The 16,670-nt window shown below is 72.5% G+C and carries 15 protein-coding genes and 2 pseudogenes; 9 read left to right on the top strand and 8 right to left on the bottom strand.

Annotation, left to right across the window (positions count from 1 at the left end; translation table 11 throughout):
* Window positions 1-60 precede the first annotated feature (60 nt).
* Complete coding sequence (locus ACIQM0_RS30865; RefSeq protein ID WP_401292890.1) at window positions 61-639, top strand: TetR/AcrR family transcriptional regulator; 579 nt, start codon at window positions 61-63, stop codon at window positions 637-639.
* Between the two features lie 43 nt (window positions 640-682).
* Here the strand turns inward: ACIQM0_RS30865 and ACIQM0_RS30860 are convergent.
* Window positions 683-867 (bottom strand): annotated as a pseudogene (locus ACIQM0_RS30860) (hypothetical protein); the annotation flags it as partial.
* On the opposite strand from ACIQM0_RS30860, the pseudogene ACIQM0_RS30855 reads away from it, so the two are divergent.
* The 4 genes and pseudogenes from ACIQM0_RS30855 to ACIQM0_RS30840 form a co-directional block, all read left to right on the top strand.
* Window positions 805-1,131, top strand: a pseudogene (locus ACIQM0_RS30855) (hypothetical protein); the annotation flags it as partial. The pseudogenes ACIQM0_RS30860 and ACIQM0_RS30855 sit on opposite strands and share 63 nt — an antisense overlap.
* Before the next feature lie 247 nt (window positions 1,132-1,378).
* Complete coding sequence (locus ACIQM0_RS30850; RefSeq protein WP_401292887.1) at window positions 1,379-1,939, top strand: TetR/AcrR family transcriptional regulator; 561 nt, start codon at window positions 1,379-1,381, stop codon at window positions 1,937-1,939.
* The gene (locus ACIQM0_RS30845; RefSeq protein ID WP_401292884.1) at window positions 1,936-2,301 is read left to right on the top strand and encodes a DoxX family protein; all 366 of its coding nucleotides are present in this window, start codon (window positions 1,936-1,938) and stop codon (window positions 2,299-2,301) included. The genes ACIQM0_RS30850 and ACIQM0_RS30845 overlap by 4 nt, the downstream gene beginning before the upstream one ends.
* A gap of 82 nt (window positions 2,302-2,383) precedes the next feature.
* Complete coding sequence (locus ACIQM0_RS30840; protein WP_401292881.1) at window positions 2,384-3,343, top strand: LysR family transcriptional regulator; 960 nt, start codon at window positions 2,384-2,386, stop codon at window positions 3,341-3,343.
* Between the two features lie 17 nt (window positions 3,344-3,360).
* Here ACIQM0_RS30840 and ACIQM0_RS30835 read toward each other — a convergent pair whose 3' ends face one another.
* Complete coding sequence (locus ACIQM0_RS30835) at window positions 3,361-3,666, bottom strand: 4a-hydroxytetrahydrobiopterin dehydratase (RefSeq protein WP_401292878.1); 306 nt, start codon at window positions 3,664-3,666, stop codon at window positions 3,361-3,363.
* A gap of 63 nt (window positions 3,667-3,729) precedes the next feature.
* Here ACIQM0_RS30835 and ACIQM0_RS30830 point away from each other — a divergent pair, with 63 nt between their 5' ends.
* A complete protein-coding gene (locus tag ACIQM0_RS30830) occupies window positions 3,730-4,536 on the top strand; it encodes a helix-turn-helix domain-containing protein (protein ID WP_401292876.1) in 807 nt (268 codons plus the stop codon).
* A 36-nt stretch (window positions 4,537-4,572) separates the two neighbouring features.
* On the opposite strand, the gene ACIQM0_RS30825 is transcribed toward ACIQM0_RS30830, so the two are convergent.
* From ACIQM0_RS30825 to ligA, 5 genes are all read right to left on the bottom strand, one after another.
* Window positions 4,573-5,316 (bottom strand): YoaK family protein, encoded by a 744-nt coding sequence (locus ACIQM0_RS30825; RefSeq protein WP_401293084.1) that lies wholly within the window; start codon window positions 5,314-5,316, stop codon window positions 4,573-4,575.
* 125 nt (window positions 5,317-5,441) lie between these two features.
* On the bottom strand, window positions 5,442-7,739 hold the full coding sequence (secD, locus tag ACIQM0_RS30820; RefSeq protein WP_401292873.1) for a protein translocase subunit SecD: 2,298 nt from the start codon (window positions 7,737-7,739) through the stop codon (window positions 5,442-5,444).
* 46 nt (window positions 7,740-7,785) lie between these two features.
* Window positions 7,786-8,352 (bottom strand): hypothetical protein, encoded by a 567-nt coding sequence (locus tag ACIQM0_RS30815; RefSeq protein ID WP_401292870.1) that lies wholly within the window; start codon window positions 8,350-8,352, stop codon window positions 7,786-7,788.
* Window positions 8,349-9,167: a rod shape-determining protein MreC gene (locus ACIQM0_RS30810; protein ID WP_401292868.1), complete on the bottom strand. Its 819-nt coding sequence runs from the start codon at window positions 9,165-9,167 to the stop codon at window positions 8,349-8,351. The genes ACIQM0_RS30815 and ACIQM0_RS30810 overlap by 4 nt, the downstream gene beginning before the upstream one ends.
* 136 nt (window positions 9,168-9,303) lie before the next feature.
* Window positions 9,304-11,400, bottom strand: coding sequence for an NAD-dependent DNA ligase LigA (ligA, locus tag ACIQM0_RS30805; RefSeq protein ID WP_401292865.1), 2,097 nt, complete (start codon window positions 11,398-11,400; stop codon window positions 9,304-9,306).
* Between the two features lie 278 nt (window positions 11,401-11,678).
* On the opposite strand from ligA, the gene ACIQM0_RS30800 reads away from it, so the two are divergent.
* The 3 genes from ACIQM0_RS30800 (at window position 11,679) to ACIQM0_RS30790 (ending at window position 14,456) form a co-directional block, all read left to right on the top strand.
* Window positions 11,679-12,629 carry a DUF1996 domain-containing protein gene (locus tag ACIQM0_RS30800; RefSeq protein ID WP_401292862.1) on the top strand — a complete coding sequence of 317 codons (951 nt, stop codon included), beginning with the start codon at window positions 11,679-11,681 and terminating at the stop codon, window positions 12,627-12,629.
* A 92-nt stretch (window positions 12,630-12,721) separates the two neighbouring features.
* Window positions 12,722-13,330 carry a DUF305 domain-containing protein gene (locus ACIQM0_RS30795; RefSeq protein WP_401292860.1) on the top strand — a complete coding sequence of 203 codons (609 nt, stop codon included), beginning with the start codon at window positions 12,722-12,724 and terminating at the stop codon, window positions 13,328-13,330.
* Window positions 13,331-13,403: 73 nt separating this feature from the next.
* A complete protein-coding gene (locus ACIQM0_RS30790) occupies window positions 13,404-14,456 on the top strand; it encodes a LacI family DNA-binding transcriptional regulator (protein ID WP_401292857.1) in 1,053 nt (350 codons plus the stop codon).
* A gap of 24 nt (window positions 14,457-14,480) precedes the next feature.
* Here ACIQM0_RS30790 and ACIQM0_RS30785 read toward each other — a convergent pair whose 3' ends face one another.
* Window positions 14,481-16,598: a phage holin family protein gene (locus tag ACIQM0_RS30785; RefSeq protein WP_401292854.1), complete on the bottom strand. Its 2,118-nt coding sequence runs from the start codon at window positions 16,596-16,598 to the stop codon at window positions 14,481-14,483.
* Window positions 16,599-16,670: the final 72 nt, after the last annotated feature.

Raw genomic sequence — 16,670 nt, 5'->3', positions numbered from 1 at the left:
GAACCTGACTCCGGAAACGGTACACGTAAACGGAACCAGACTCACCTTATGGAGGTTTCCTTGCCGCCCCCACGCCCCCTGCGCGCCGATGCCCGGCGCAACCGCGAGGCACTGCTGTCCGCGGCCCGCCAGGCGTTTCTCGGCGGCGACACCGACGCACACGTCGAGGACATCGCCCGCAGCGCCGGCGTCGCCGTCGGAACGCTCTACCGCCACTTCGAAACCCGCGAAGCGCTGATCGAGGAGGTCTACCGCAAGGAGGTCGACGACCTGTGCGCCGCGCCCGGCGTCCTACTGGAACAGCACGCACCGCAGGAGGCACTGCGGCGCTTCCTGCTGCTGCTCGTGGACCACGCGGCCGTGGGCAAGGGAATGTCCAGTGTGCTGGAGAGCATCATGGCGACGGACTCACCGGTCTTCGACGACGCACGCACCCGTATGGCAGGCGCCCTCTCCCTGCTGCTCGAAGCCGGCAGCGCGGCCGGCACCGTCCGCGACGACATCACAGGCTCCACCCTGTTGCGCGCCCTGGGCGGCATCTGCGGAATGCGTGCCACGGAGGGCTGGTTGACCGAGGCCCGGCAGATCACCGCTCTCCTCTTCGACGGCCTGCGACACGGCACCCCGCAGTCACCCTGAGTCGGCGGCCACGCGCCGCGCGCCGCCGGCCAGGCCCTGCCCGTCACTTCCGACCGCTCCCGTCGTCGCCCTCGTCCAGCTCCGGCGAGTCAGGGTCGCGCAGCGGGTGCCGGCGGCCGGCGTGGAGGCCGTGAAGCTGTAGCGGCGGCGCAGGTTGAGTTTTTGGTGCTTGAGCGGGGAGAGCCGGTCGATGCCCTCGTCGCGGATCTCGTGGCCCTCGGCGTGGAGCGGCTCGCCACGCGCGGGGTCCCGGTGCGGGCCGGATCACACGGCGGTGAGGCGCTTCGACTGGGCGGACGAGTCGGGCCGGGAGGCCGCGCTGCGGGGTGCGGACACGGCGCACATCGGGTACTGCCCCGATCTGGCGGCGCCCCGGAGGCGATGGCGGCCTTCGGGCGGATCGCGCGAGGCTGCGGGGTGCGTTGACTGGTGCTGCTGTCGGGGCGCGGCGAGCCGCGGGTGGTGGTCGCGGAGGAGGCGCCGCACGGAGCGGGCCGGGCCTTCCGCGATCCACTCGGTGACCCGTCCGGTGCCGCAGCCGATGTCCGGCGGGCAGCGGGCACCGGGCGGGATCAGGCCGAGCACCGCGCCCGCGGCGGCCTCAGCCCGGGGCACGACGGCCGCGCCCGTATCACCGGCACACCCCTTGCCTGTGCGGGGCTCGCGCCCTAATATCCCGAACATGTTCACTGAACGCGTTCAGTCAAGGGCTGAGCAACGGAGGGCGACACGGAGCAGGGTGCTGTCATCGGCCGAACGGCTCTTCCGCGAGCAGGGGTTCGGCTCCAGCACGATCCGTCAGATCGCCACCGACGCCGAGGTGAGCACGGGCACCGTCATGTCGGTCGGTGACAAGGACGCGCTGCTCGTCGCCATCTTCGACACCTGGATCGCCGCCGTGCACCACGGCCGGGAGAGCCAGCAGGAGCAGGGCGACGCGACACCGCTGTCCGCCGACGCGGCGGCCCGGCAGGTCATGAATCTCGTCGAACCCTTCATCACCTACTTCGCCCTCGACCTCGAACTGTCCCGGGAGTACGCCGCGGTCATCGTCCGCGGCACCCATGAGTCAGAGGTCTTCCAGGCCCTGGCCCAGGCCTTGCTCACCGAACTCGAGACCCTGCTGGCCCGCACACCGCTCGCCGCCGCCGGGGCGGGCGCCGGTGCGCGCACCCTCTACTTCGCCTACCTGGGCATCCTCATGACCGTAGGCAACGGCGCCCTCGACCAGCGGGCGGCCATCGCCCAGTTCCAGGAAGTCATCCATTTCGTCGTCCACCACGGAGGAACCCACCGATGATCAGTACTCCCGACCCCTGGTGGCCGACCGCGCTGCTCGCCGCGGTGCTGTTCTCCGACGCGATCCTGTCGGTGCGTCCCCCGATGTTCATTCAGCAATGCCTGGACGGCGTGCACTTCCCCCGCGACTGGTGGTGGGTGCTGGTGGTCGTCAAACTCCTGGCGGCGGCAGGGCTGGTCGCCGGACTCCGGTACACGGGTGTCGGTGTGACGACCAATGTCGCGGTGATCGCCTACTTCGTGTGCGCCGCCTGCGCCCACTACCGGGCGCGGTACCTCAAGCAGGAGTTCTGGCTGAACTGCCTGGGCATGCTCGTGCTGTCGACAGCCGTCCTGTTCCTGTCGCACACCTCCGCGCTCTGACCGGGGCCACCCCGGAAGCGATCGGGGGCGGGTCCACCCGGTGACGATTGCCAGCGAGCCACCTGGGCCATAACTTGCGCTTATGGAGCTGGAGTTGCGCCATCTGCGAACCGTCCGTGCCATCGCCGACACCGGAAGCCTCACCAAGGCGGCCGCCGCGCTCGGGCTCGCGCAGCCCGCCCTGAGCGCGCAGCTGCGGCGGATCGAGAAGGCGCTCGGGGGCCCGTTGTTCGACCGGGACCACACGGGCGCGCGGCCGACGCCCCTGGGTGAGCTGGTACTGGAGCGGGCCCGGGTGGTGCTGCCCGCGGTCAGCGAGCTCCAGGAGGAGGCGGTGCGGTTCGCCAACGCGCGGGGGGCCATGGAACGGTTCCGGCTCGGCGGCACGCACGGACCGCTGCTCGGCGGTCTCGTCGACCGGCTGGCCGAGGCGCACCCGGCCGCGCTGGTGTCCACGTACACCTCCTGGTCGGTGGCCGAGCTGGCTGCCCAACTGTTCGACGGACGGCTGGACTTCGCGCTCATCGGCGCCTGTGGCGAGAGTTCGCCGCCGATCGCGGACCGGCTGACGTGGCAGGTCGTCGGGATCGACCCGGTCTTCGTGATGCTGCCGGAGAGCCATCCGCTGGCCGGGGAACCCGAGCTGGAGCTCTCCGCGCTGGCGGACGAGTGCTGGACCGACGTGCCCGGCGAGGGCTGCTTCGCGGACTGTTTCGTGGCGGCCTGCGCGCGGGCGGGCTTCAGCCCGGCGTCGGTGTACGAGACGGACACCGCGTCCGTCGTCCACCTGGTGCAGGTGGGGCGTGCCGTCGGGCTGTGCCGGGCGACGTTCCCGCCGACGCCCGGCGTGGTGACCCGTCCGATCACCGGGTCACCGCTGAGCTGGCGCCACCTGCTGGGCTGGCATCCGCGCTCGGCGGCGTCGGCGGCGGCCGGAGCGGTGAGCGGACACACCCGCGCGGCGTACGCCGAGGCGGTGGAGCGCAGCGACAGCTGTACGCGCTGGCTGGCCGCGCATCCCCGCTTCGGCGCGACGCCCTGACGGTCCGTCGGCCGGGTCTACCGCGCCCCGTGGCCCGGAGCGACGGCCGCCACCCTGGCGGCGAGGGTCAGATCCTGCTCGGTGACCTTCCCGCCCGCGTCGTGGGAGTTCACCGAGAGCGCGACGGTGTCGTACCCGAGCGTCAGATCGGAGTGGTGGTTCAGCTCGTCCTGGATCTGGGCGACGTGGACGGTGAGCCCGGCGGCGGCGAAGTGCGTCGGGAGCCGGTAGGTGCGGGTGATGCGGTCCCCGTCCAGCGTCCAGCCGGGCAGTTCGCGCAGCCGGTTCTCGATCTCGTTCTGCGGCAGCGGTACGGCGGGCATTCGGTGACTCCCTCACTCGTGGTCGGTACCGGTCGGCGGTGCCGGTGACGTTACGGTCTCCGTATGACAACTGTCGCGCTTGACACGGGGGTAGGGCCGCTGCTGCGCAGCTGGCGGGAGCGGAGCCGGATCAGCCAGCTGGAACTCGCGTTGCGGGCCGACTCCTCGGCCCGGCACATCTCCTTCATCGAAACGGGCCGCGCCCGCCCCAGCGAGGAGATGGTCCTGCGGCTGGCGGAGCACCTGGACGTGCCCGTGCGGGAACGCAACGCCCTGCTGGTGGTCGCCGGTTACGCCCCCCGCTACACGGAGACCGCGCTCGACGACCCCGCGATGGGCACACTGCGCGAGGGGATGGACCGGCTGCTCCAGGGGTACGACCCGTATCCGGCGCTCGTCGTGGACGGCATGTACAACGTGGTGGCGGCCAATCAGGGGATCGTCCGGCTGGCGGAGGGGGTGGCGGAGCATCTGCTCGCCCCGCCGCTGAACGCGATGCGGCTCACCCTGCACCCGGAGGGGCTGGCCCCCCGGATTCACAATCTGCGGGAGTGGCGCGCCGATCTGCTGGCGCAGATGGAGCGTCAGATCGCGCTGGTCCGTTCGGCGGAGCTGCGTGAGCTGTACGAGGAGGTCGCGGGCTATCCGGTGCGGCCGAGGGCCGACGGTCAGGAGTGGGACGAGCCCTCGTCGTCGGTGCCGTTCGCGCTGCCGCTGCTGATCGAGCAGGACGGGCGGCTGCTCTCCTTCATCTCGTCCATCGCCACGTTCAACACACCGATGGACGTGACGGTCGCGGAGCTGGCCATCGAGACGTTCCTGCCCGCCGACGCGGAGACCGCGGCGTACCTGCGGTCGCTCGTTCCCTGAAGACGTCCGTCGGTGACCACTCGCTCCCCCTGTCCGTCATTTCTTGACGACGGGCAGGGTCCACGGGCCGTCCGCCCGCGCCAGGACCTGCGCGGCCAGGCACACCACCGCGAGGATCGCCGCGGCCAGGACCAGCGGCAGGGTCGGATGTCCGTGCAGCACGGCGACGGCTCCGACCAGGGCGCCGGCCAGCATGGCGGCGGCCGAGAGGATCCGGCGGCCGGCCCTGCTGCCGCCGCCCCCCGCGAGCCGTCCGTCGGAGGCGATGCCGGTGATGGTCAGGGTCAGCACGGTGGTGGTGAGGTCGGGTACGGCGAGCGCCCGCGAGACGGCGTTCTGCACACCCAGGCCCAGGGCGAGGAGCACGATGAGGGCGAACCGCACGCCACCGTCGTACGGGCTGCCGGAGATCAGCGTGACGACCAGGGCGGCCAGTACGCACAGGGTCTCGACGCACAGCGCGTGCAGCAGCATGCGGCCGCGGTGGGCGTGGGAGTGGTGGACGATCAGGCCGCCGGCCAGCGCCCCGGCCACGAACGCGCCGAGCGCGACGAGCGAGGCGGCCAGGGAGAAGCCGGGGGCTCCGGCGAACGCGAAGCCGGAGAAGACCACATTGCCGGTCATGTTCGCGACGAAGACCCGGCCCAGTTGCAGGTAGCTGACGGCGTCGACCAGTCCGGTGACGACGGTCAGGGCGAGCATCAGCGGCGGCAGCGGCCCGTGCCGGTCGTTCATGTCCGGTACGAGGGTGGTCCATGCCTCACGCAGCACGACGGGCACAGGCACGCTCCGATCACGGGGTGGTTGATCAGGATTGTGCCGTTGTACCCGGTGCGAATGCCATGACCGACGCGCGTCGCCCCCGCGCCGTTCGGCGGCGCGGGGGCGACGGGGCGGCGACCGGGTTACACGCGCGCCCCGTTGTCGAGCGGGTCCCGGCGCCCGGCGCCGGACTTGCCGCTCCGGGCGCTCTTGCGGACGGGCGGCGGGGCCTTGCTGCCGCGCTCCAGGAGAAGCGCGGCCGGTACCGCGGTCATGACCGAGGAGTACGTCCCGACGACGATGCCGATCAGCAGGGCGAGCGCGAAGTCCGCGAGCGAGTCACCTCCCAGGACGGCCAGCGCGACGAGGATGAACAGGGCGCCCATCCCGGTGTTGACGGTTCTGGGAACCGTCTGCAGCACGGCCCGGTTCGCCACCGTCCCGAGTGGCTCCCGGCGGGCCTTGGCCCAGAGCTCCCTGACCCGGTCGAAGACCACCACCGAGTCGTTGACGGAGTACCCGATGACGGTGAGGAGCGCGGCCAGGAAGATGCCGTCCACGGTGCGTCCCAGCCAGGCGAAGGCGCCCACCAGGATGATCACGTCGTGGACCAGTGCCCCGACCGAGGCCACCGCGAACGTCCAGCGGAACCGGACAGCCAGATAGACCAGCTGGACGAGGACGGCGATGGCCAGCGCGATCAGGGCGTTGCGCCGCAGTTCGTCGCCCAGGCTGGGTCCGATGAGTTCGTCCCGGACCTTGGTGGTCTCGCCGCCCTCCTCTGCCAGGGCGGCGCGCACCGCGTGTTCGCCGGCGTTGTCGAGCTCCCCGGTCCGTACCGAGATGTCGCCCGCACCGGCCGTGGTGACCTCGGCGTCGGCGAAGCCGGCGCCGGCCAGCGCGGAACGGGCGGTCTCGACGTCGACGGGGCGGCTGGTCGCGTACTCGACGAGGCGGCCCCCGGTGAATTCGACGCCGAGGTTCACCCCGCGCACCAGGATGCCGGTCACCGCCACGGCGATCAGCACCGCGGAGACCATCAGCCAGCGGCGCGGGGACCGCATCAGCTGCGGATCGCGGCGGTTCAGCCAGGTCCGTACCCGGCCGGGGCTGGCGATGCCGTTGATGCCCCGGTAGTCGCCGACGAACTTGGAGCCCGCGGCGATCTCGGTGAGGGCACGGGCGATGACCAGTGCGGAGAACATCGACGCGAGGACACCGATGCCGAGCGTGACGCCGAAGCCCTTGACCGGGCCGGAGCCGAGGAAGAAGAGCAAGCCCGCCGCGATCAGTGTCGTCACGTTGGAGTCGGCGACCGCGCTCCAGGCGTGCCGGAACCCGGCGGTCAGCGAGGTACGCAGGGAGCGGCCCGGATACTGGGCGTGTTCCTCCCTGGCCCGTTCGAAGACCAGCACGTTGGCATCGACCGCCATGCCGATGGCCAGGACGAATCCGGCGAGTCCGGGCAGGGTGAGGGTGACGCCGAGCGCGACGAGCGCCGCGTACGAGATCACTCCGTAGGCGCCGAGGGCGACGGCGGCGAGCGCGCCGAAGAGCCGGTAGACGACGGTGATGAACAGTGCCGTGGCCGCGGCGCCGATGAGGGCGGCGCGGGCGCTGGCGTCGATGGCGTCGGCGCCGAGCGTCGGGCCGACGGTCCGCTGCTCGACGATCTCGACGGGCACCGGCAGCGCGCCCCCCTGGATGAGCAGGGCGAGTTCGCGGGCCTCGTCGGCGCTGAAGGAGCCGGTGATCTGGGTGGAGCCGGAGGGCAGACCGGTGCCGCAGCCGACGGTCGGGGAGACCTGCGGCGAGGAGATCACCTGCTTGTCCAGGACGATGGCGACGCGGCGCCGCTCGTCCTGGACCGGGTGACAGGCGGCCTCCCCGGTCAGCCGGGTCCAGTCCCGTCCGGCGTCCTTGTGGAAGTCCAGGGAGACGGACCAGCCGGCGCCCTGCTGGGCGTCGAACGAGGCGGAGGCGTCCTTGACGCCCGCGCCGGAGAGCGCGGCAGGTCCCAGAGCGAGGCGGCTGCCCTGCTCGTCGGCGAGCGTCAGCCCGTCCTCGGTCCCGGAGCCGGCGGGTGCTCCGGGGCCCTGCACGGCGTGGAAGGTCAGCTGGGCGGTTCTGCCGATGACCTCGGCGGCCTTGCGCGGGTCCTGGACGTCCGGGAGTTCGACGATGATCCGGTCCTCGCCGGAGCGGGTCAGGGTCGGTTCGGCGACCCCGAGGGAGTCGATGCGTTTGCGCAGCACCTCCAGGGTGCGGTCGGTGCTCTCGCGGTCCGCCTTCGCGGTACCGGAGTCCTTGGCCTGGAGCACCATTCTGGTGCCGCCCTGGAGGTCGAGGCCGAGTCTGGGGGACATGGTCAGCGTGATGAGCACGGCGACGAGCAGGACGGCCGCAGCCAGAACCGCCCGCACCGTGGTGGCGCGAGTCATGGGATTCCTCCGAGGGGTGCCGGGGCCCTCGGGCTCTCGCCTTGGATCAGGGCGCCGCGGCAGGGGTGCGGGACGGGACCGGTGACAGGTCCCACGGCCGGTGAACGGCCTCACCCGGAGGCCCGCGCACACCGGGGAGAACCGCGCGGAAGCGGTCGGCGGCGGCCGGGGGGCCGGCCAGGGCGCATCCGGGGACGGGGTGCGGCAGCGGGAGGCCGGGCGGGCACGGGAGCGGCGACCCGGGACCGGGCGGCGGGAGGTGCTGAGGGGGACGGGGGTGTTCTGCGGCGGCCCATGGCTGGGGCGCGGTCTCCGGCCCCGGCCGCACGCTCCCGGCCGCGGCGCGGGTATGGCCGGGGAGGACGTCGTGGGCGCCGTGGATGTCGTGGATGTCGTGGATGTCGTGGGCGCCGAGGGACGCCGGGCCGGCCGTGGACCGGGCGGGGAGTCCGGCTCCGGCGGCCGCGGGCGCGCCGCCGGCGACGGTGAGGACGGCGAGGAGCAGCGCGGCGAGGAACTGCCGCGCCGAAGCCGCGCGTCGGCGGTGCGCCGGGGTGTCCGGCCGGTCCCGCGGGTGCGCGTCGCCCCGGGCCGCCCCCGGGAGGGGGGTCACCCGGCTCGGCCGGGCAGGGCCGGTGCGACCGCGGCGTGGCGGAGCACGGAGCTGAGGAACAGCCCGGCGCCGCGCACCACGGTGGTCGCCGGGTCGTCCGGGAGACGGACGGGTACGCCGAGGCGGACCTCGATCCGGTTGGTGACGTCCGGGCGCAGCGCACCGCCTCCGGCGAGCAGCGGGCCCTTGCGCAGGGCGCCGAGCACCGCGCCGTGGCGGTCCTGCTGCCACATCGCCATGATCATGTCCAGGACGACCCGGACGACGGCGGTGGGCGGATCGCCGGGTTCCAGATCACTGAGCCCGGTCTCGGCCAGCCGCGCGTCGCGGACCAGCCCGTCGACCAGGAGCGTGGCCTCGGTCAGTTCGGCGCCGATGTCGACGACGAGCAGCGGGCCGCCGTCCTGCGGGCCGGCGTATGCGGCGGCGGCCCTGGCGCTGTCCAGGACGATGACGCTCGAAGGGCCGAGCGCGGCGAGGATCTCCCGTGCGGCGGCGCGGTGTTCGGCGCCCGCGAGCACGGGGTGGCTGAGGACGATCACGGTGTCGCTGCGGTCGGCGCCCAGTGCCGTATCGGCTATGCGGCCGAGCATCCGCCCGCAGGACTCGGTGTCGACGATGCGTCCACGGCGTACCGGGCCGCCCTGGCCGTACTCACCGCCGGGACCGTTTCCGGTGTCGGCGACGACGCCCTGCCCGGGGACCCAGGCGCGGGTCCGGGAGCTGCCGAGGTCGAGCGCGAGCCCCCGGGTCACTCCCCGGTGCTGCCGGTGAACGGAGCGAACGTGTCGCTTTCCGTCGCGCAAAGAACGCATCGCCCCTCACCCCCGGTCTGCTGTCGCAGCCGTGCACACACCCATTGACCCGCTGATAGCGAGGCATGACCGAGCCCTCACTATGCAATAGGTAGGCAAAGAAAGCCACTCCCACGCAAAATCCAAGGGATGGGCCTCACTCCTGCGACGGCAGGAAGTCCTCGATCAGCTCGGCGAACTCCTCGGGGGCGGCGATCCGGATGCCCAGATCCTCCGCCTTGGTGCGCTTGGACCCGGCCTTCTCGCCGGCCACCAGCAGCGTGGTGCGCTTGGAGACGCTGGAGGAGGCCTTGCCGCCCGCCCGCTCGATCAGCTCGTTCATCTCATTGCGCGAGAGCTTCTCCAGCGCGCCCGTCATGGCCCCGGTGACCACCACGGTCATCCCGGCCAGCGGCCGCCCGTCCGCGCCCTCGCCGTCCGTCTCGGCCTCCTCGCCCGGCTCCGGGGGCGGGGTCGCGCCCGGCTCCGTCATGTTGACCCCGGCGGCGACCAGCTTCTCGATCAGCGGGGCCAGCTCCACCAGCTCCGCGACGACCCCCGCGGCCTTCTCCTTGCCGATGCCGTCGACGAGCTGGAGCGTCTCGGCGTCGGCGGCCCTGATGCGGTCCATCTCCGCGAAGTACCGGGCGATCCGCCGTGACATGGAGCGTCCGGTGCCGCGCACCCCCAGGGCGCAGAACACCCGTGAGAGCGGCTGGGTGCGTGCCGCGTCGATCGCGGCCAGCAGATTGTCGGTACTGGTGTCGCCCATCCGCTCCAGTCCGAGCAGCTGCTCGCGCTCCAGCGCGAACAGATCGGCGAAGTCGGTGACCAGACCGGCGTCGACGAGCTGGACGACCCGGGTCGCGCCGAGGCCCTCGATGTCGAGCTGGTCGCGCCCCGCCGCGTACGAGACGGAGGCGACCAGGCGGCAGTTCCGGCCACGGACGCAGCGCCAGCGCTGCTCGCTCGTGTCGATCTCGGAGCCGCACTGCGGGCAGGCCTCGGGGAAGACGACCGGCTGCTCCTCACCGGTGCGCAGATGGGCGACGGGGGCCTCGATGCGGGGGATGATGTCGCCCGCCTTGTAGACCATCACGTGGTCGCCCAGACGCAGATCACGGCGGGTGATGTCGGCCGGGTTGTGCAGGGTGGCGTAGCCGACGGTCGATCCGTCGATCTCGACCGGCTCCAGCACCGCACGCGGCGCGATGATGCCGGTCCGGCCCACGTTCCACTCGACATCGAGGAGCCGGGTGACCTTCTCGACGGCCGGCAGTTTGTACGCGATGGCCCAGCGCGGTGCGCGGGTGCCGGAGCCGGCGTCGTGCCGGTCGGCGGCGAGATCCGCCTTGATCACGATGCCGTCGATCCCGAAGGGCAGGGAGGCGCGCAGCGCCGCGATCTCCTCGACCCTCAGCTGGACGTCCTCGACGGTGGTGACGGTGCGCGGCGCCACGTCCGTGCCCGCCGCGGTGTTCACGCCGAGCTCCGCCGCCCGGGCGAGGACCTCGCTGTGGGGCAGCTCGGCCAGGGTGCCGGCCAGTTCGCCGGAGTCGGGCAGCGGCAGGGCGCCGTACGCGAAGAACGTCATCTCCACGGTGTAGGGGCGGTCCTTGGCACGCAGGGTGCCCGCCGCGCCGTTGCGCGCGTTGGCGAAGGGGGCGCCGCCGTGTTCGGTGCGGACCGTATTGGCCTGCTCGAACTGCTCGGTCGTCATCAGGATCTCGCCGCGCATCTCGATCGTGACCGGCTCGGCGAGCTGCCCGGGAAGCCCGACGACGGTGCCGATCGCGTGCGAGACGTCCTCGCCCGCCGTGCCGTCGCCCCGGGTGATCAGCTGCTCCAGCCGGCCCTCGCGGTAACGGGCGGCGACCGCCAGCCCGTCGAGCTTCGGCTCGACGCTCCAGGCCTCGACCGGTCTGCCTATCCGGCGCTCCAGCGACGCGGTCCAGGTGACGAACTGCTCCGCCGAGAAGACGTTGTCCAGGGAGAGCATCGGTACGGTGTGCGGCACGTCCCCGACGGCCGCGCCGCCCGCCACCTTGCCGGTCGGCGAGTCGGCCAGCACCTCCTGCGGGTGGGCCTGTTCGTACGCGGCGATCCCGCGCGCCAGCCGGTCGTACGCGTCGTCGTCGAGCGTGCTCTCGCCCGTGGCGTAGTACGCGGCGGCGGCCTGCGACGCCTCTTCGACCGCGACGGCGTAGGCAGCGGTATCGGCGAGCACAACAGCTGAGTTCGTCATGCCCTCCATCCTGCCGCCCACCACTGACAACGCCCCGGCAGCGGGTGCGTCCGCCGCACCGCGAACCCTCTCGGACCGCCGCCCATCCCTGTATGTGACGGCTTCCGTGGAAACCGCACGCGAGAGAGCGCTCCCCCAAGCGCGAGGCACCTCAACTAGCTGCAAACAGCAGCAAGTTGCACCCCCGCGCACTCTATTGACATGCCCGGGACACCCTTTTACGTTCCTACGAGAGAGCGCTCTCTCGCACGATCAAGGAACCCCCACTTCCTCCGAACAGGAGTGCCGTGCTCTTCTTCCGTCATCGACGCACCGGCGAACAAACCCACCGCAGACCCCTGCCGCCCCGGCGGTACCGCATCGCGGGGCTCGTCGCCGCCGCGCTCGCCCTGTCCTTCCTCCAGTCCACCACCGGCAACGCGTCCGCCGCGCCGGACGCGGGCACGAACGCCTCAACGGCCCCCAGGGCCGCCGCGGACGTCGTCCGGGTGGCCGAATTCCTCGCCGAGTGCCCGTACACCCACCGGGCACCCGACGACCCGATCGTCTTCCCGGGCCTGCCCGGCGCCTCGCACATGCACAGCTTCTTCGGCAACGACTCGACGAACGGCAACTCCGACCTGGCCTCGCTGGAGAAGGCCAGGAGCAGCTGCTCACCGGACACGGACCTGTCGTCGTACTGGGTGCCGACCCTGTACGACGGCGACAAGGAGGTCGAACCCACCGGCACCACGTTCTACTACCTGGGCGAAGGGGTCCGGGACGACGTCATCCAGCGGATCCAGCCCTTCCCCCGCGGGCTGCGCATCGTCGCGGGGAACGCGAAGGCGACCGGTCCCGACGACAACACGATCTCGCGCTGGTCCTGCCTTCACCACGGCGAGGTCAACCCGTCGCACGACTTCGTGAACTGCCCGGCGGACGCGATGCTGGAGTCGTACCTGGACTTCCCGCAGTGCTGGAACGGCCGGGATCTCGACTCCGCCGACCACAAGAGCCACATGGCGTATCCGGTCGACGGCGCATGCCCGTCGACCCACCCGGTCCCGGTGCCCAAGCTCCGTCAGGTGCTCCGCTACCCGGTCAACGGCGACCCGGCCCGATTCCGTCTGGCGTCAGGTCCCGGCTACACCATGCACGGTGACTTCTTCAACGTGTGGCCCGAGGCCGAGATGGCCCAGCGGGTCCGCGACTGCATCAACGCCATCGTGAAGTGCGGGGCCGACGGCACCCCCTGACCGGCGACTGCCCACCCGAGAGCGGTCGTTGTCCGCCCGACGCCTGTCCGGGGCCCCACGCCCCGGGCGGGCCTTCCCCCGAGGATCTCGTCATGAAGGCGGCCCGCAGCACCGCAGCGCTGTCCCTGCTCCTCCTCATCGCCGGGCTCCTGGCCGGGTGCGCGGTCCCGGCGGACGCGGAGCGCCCTGCCGCGGCGGCCCCCTCCGTCTCCGCCGCACCCTCCATCACCGCGGCCCCGGCCGATCCGACCGATGCCGCCTGGGCCCAGCTGATGACCCCGATGAACGAGCAGGCCGTGGCGCTGCTGTCGCTCGCCGGGCAGCGCGCCGGCGATCCGCGGGTGCGGCGCTGGGCGGCCGGACTCCGTACCGCGCAGAACGGCGAACTCGACCGGCTGCGCCCGCTGCTGGCCCGGATGGGGCTGCCGGACACCAATGTGCACGAGGGACACGAGATGCCGGGGATGGTGACGGAGCGCGTCCTCGAACAGGCCCGCGCCGTCGAGGGCCGCGCGTTCGACCACCTCCTCACGGCCCGGATCCGTGACCATCTGCGCCAGTCCGCCCAGGTGTCGCGTTCCGAGACGGAGTCCGGGACCCGGTCCGACGCCAAGCGGCTCGCCACGGCCCTGGTGACGGCGCGCAAGGCCGAACTCGCCGAACTCGACCTGCTTCCGGACCCGTCGGGAAGCGCCGGCTGACGCCCCGCCCCGTACGGGCACGGGGCTCCGTACTCGTTTCCGGACCGGTCGTACCCCCCGGTATAAAGGCTGCATGACTGCCGACGCACCGCTGCCCGCCCGCCCCGCCACCTTGGAGGACGTGGCCGGTGTGGCGGGAGTGTCCCGGGCCACGGTCTCCCGGGTGATCAACGGTGCGACGACCGTGGACCCGGCGCTGCGCCGGATGGTCGAGGAGGCCGTGAACGCCACCGGGTACGTGCCCAACCGCGCCGCCCGTTCGCTGGTGACCCGGCGCACCGACTCGGTCGCGCTCGTCGTCTCGGAACAGGAACGGCGCCCGGTCTCCGAGCCGTTCGTCGGCCGGATGTTCTCCGATCCGTACTTCGGGCGGGTGGTCAGCGGGCTGCTCGAAGTACTGCGCCCGGCCGGCATCCAGCTGGTGCTGATGCTGGCCGACGACCGGCCGTCCCGCGACCAGTTGCTGTCGTACCTGCGCCACGGCCATGTCGACGGGGTGGTGCTGATCTCCTCGCACGCGGACGATCCGCTGCCGGGGCTGCTGCACGACACCCGGCTGCCCGCCGTGCTCGCGGGAGAGCCCCGCCGGCCCACCCCACTCACCTATGTCGAGGCCGACCAGCGGGCGGGTGCGCAGCTGGCCGCCGACCACCTGGCGTCGCTGGGCCGCCACCGGATCGGCACGGTGTCGGGCCCGCAGGACATGCCGGCCGGTCAGGCGCGGTTGTCGGGTTTCCTGGACGCGCTCGCGGTGCACGGTATCGGCGACGTGGCGACCGCGGAGGGCGACTTCACCCACGCGGGCGGCGCGGCGGCGATGAAGCGGCTGCTCGGTGAGCGGCCGGATCTGGACGCGGTGTTCATCGCCTCCGACCTGATGGCGCTGGGCGCGCTTCCGGTGCTGCTGCGGGCCGGCAAGGAGATTCCCGAGGACGTCGCCCTCGTCGGGTTCGACGACAGCAGCGCGGCCACGGCCTGCGATCCGCCGCTGACAACGGTCCGGCAGCCGGTGGAGGAGATGTCCGCGGAGATGGCCCGGCTGCTGCTGAAGCAGATCGGGAGCCCCGGTGAGCCGGTGCCGTCGGTGATCTTCCATCCGACGCTGGTGCGGAGGCGGTCGGCCTGAAGCCGCCACCGCTGTCGGGGGCGGTCAGCCCCGCGCGCCGGTGCCCGCGTCGGCGCCGTCCGCCCCGTCCCGCTGCCCGACGGGTACCTGCGGACCGGAGACGTCGTTCAGCCAGCGTCTCAGGACCCGGTGCACGGTCTCCGCGCCGACCAGTTCGGCCGGCGGCTCCTCCCCCTCCGCGGCTGCCGCGTCGAGCGGGTCCGTCATCCCGCGCGGCCAGAGCAGGAAGGGCCGGGACTGTTCGCCGCCCAGGCCCCCGTGCGAACCGATCTGCTCCTCGAAGGCGTGCACCGTGCCCGTTTCCGGGTCGTGCATCGAGTTGACCATCACGTCGGCGACGTGCGGGAAGGTGTCGGTGCGCCGGACCGCGGCCGCCGCGCCCGCGCCGAAGGGGGCCAGCGGTCCGTGTCCGTCCCGCAGTTCCACCACCGGGATCCGGGTGCCGCCGTGCCCCAGCACCACCGATCCGTGGGTCTCGCTGCGCACCAGCAGGAATCCGATGCCGGGGTGGTTGGCGAGCGTGCTGAGCAGCGCGGGGTGGCGGTGGTCGAGCTGCTCCACGGAGGCGCGTCCCGCGATGTCGGGGAAGGAGATCAGGCCGAGGTTGCCGGAGGCGAGAACGACCGGGTCCGAGGGGTTAGCCAGGTTCTCCCGCCGGTCCCCGTCGACCGGCCGGTGGAGCGCGATCCGTACCGCGTCACGTGCCTCGGAACCGCTGCGGGTGCGCTGCGCCCGGCGGGGCACCGGCAGTCCGCTGCCCGCCCGCACCAGATCCTTCAGCGTCAGTCCGTACACCCCCGCGAAGGTCTCCCCCGGGCTCTGGCCGTGGTCGGACAGGAGCACGATCCGGTACGTGCGCGGGGTGTGTTCCGCGACCTTGACGATCAGGGCGAGTGAGCGGTCCAGCCGGGCGAGGACCTTCTCCGCGTCCCGGCTCCGCGGCCCGGAGTGGTGGGCCACCTCGTCGTAGGCGACGAGGTCGGCGTAGACCGCGGTCCGCCCGGCGAACATGTCCCCCATGACGGCGGCCACCACCACATCGCGTTCGACGACGGTCGCGAAGGCCCGGATGAAGGGGTAGAGGCCGCCGCGCTTGATGCGGGGCGTGTCCTTGCGGATACGGGCCCGGGTCGACTGGCCGATCTCCCTGCCGACCTCGGCGACGAAGGACAGCGCGGTGCGGACGGCGTTGGCCGGGTCGGAGAAGTAGGCGAAGTACCCGGCCCGGGAGCGGCGTCCCTTGCCGCGTCTGGCGGCCATCGACAGGACGAGCGCGAGCTGGTGGGCGCCGCCGCTGAAGAGGTTGCCGCGGCCGGCCCCGTCGAGGGTGAGCAGTCCGCCGTCGTGGGTGCGCGCGACGGCCCGGCGCTGCATTTCGAGGGCGCTCGCCGGTCTGCTGGAGACCATGACGTCGCCGGTCTCCTTCTCGTACCAGCGGAATGCGGGGACGTCGAAGTTGGTGCCGTGCAGGATGCCGAGCTGGCTGGCGCCGGTCTGGCTGGACCAGTCGGTGCGCCACGGGGTGAGCCGGTGGCCGGCCCCGTCGGCCAGCCAGTGCGCGACGGTCGGCATCAGGCCGTCGGCGGCGGCCTGTGCGAGGACGTCGTGGCCGACTCCGTCGAGCTGGATGAAGACCGTGCCGGGCGATCCCCCGTCCGCGTCGCCGCGCCTGCCGCTGCGGCGGCGCCGCCGGTCCGCGAGGCGCGACAGCCGGCGTCGGTAGGCGTTGTCGTCACGGACGGCGAGCGCGGTGGAGGTCGCGGAGGCGACGGCGGACATCACGGCCGCGACGACGACCGCCATCTGCGGGTCGGCCGCGCCGCGGCCGTCCGGTATGAGCCGCAGCGCTATCAGCAGCAGCGAGCCGTTGAGGAAGAAGACCAGCATCCCGAGGACCAGGGCCGGCACGATGAGCAGGGCCCTTACCAGCACCGGCCAGACCAGTGCGGAGAGCAGACCGAACGCGCCCGCACCCCATGCCGCGGTGAACGCGGTCTTGGTGATGCTGTCGCCGTCGTTCGACTGGAGCTGGAAGTCCGGCAGAATCCCGGCGAGCACAAGCATGGTGAGCGTCGAGACCGCCCACACCACAATCACTCGCATCAGGGCGCTGCCGGCTGTTCGCCATCGCCCGTCACCCACGCCGCTGCCACCTCACGTCCGGGCCCCGCCGTTCCGGGCCCTGCCCCAGTTTTTCACAGCGGGGCGGCGGGC

Source organism: Streptomyces sp. NPDC091387 (assembly GCF_044756945.1).
Taxonomy (GTDB): Bacteria; Actinomycetota; Actinomycetes; order Streptomycetales; family Streptomycetaceae; genus Streptomyces.
Note: the sequence above shows the minus strand (reverse complement) of the source record. Positions and strands in the feature narration are given on the sequence as shown.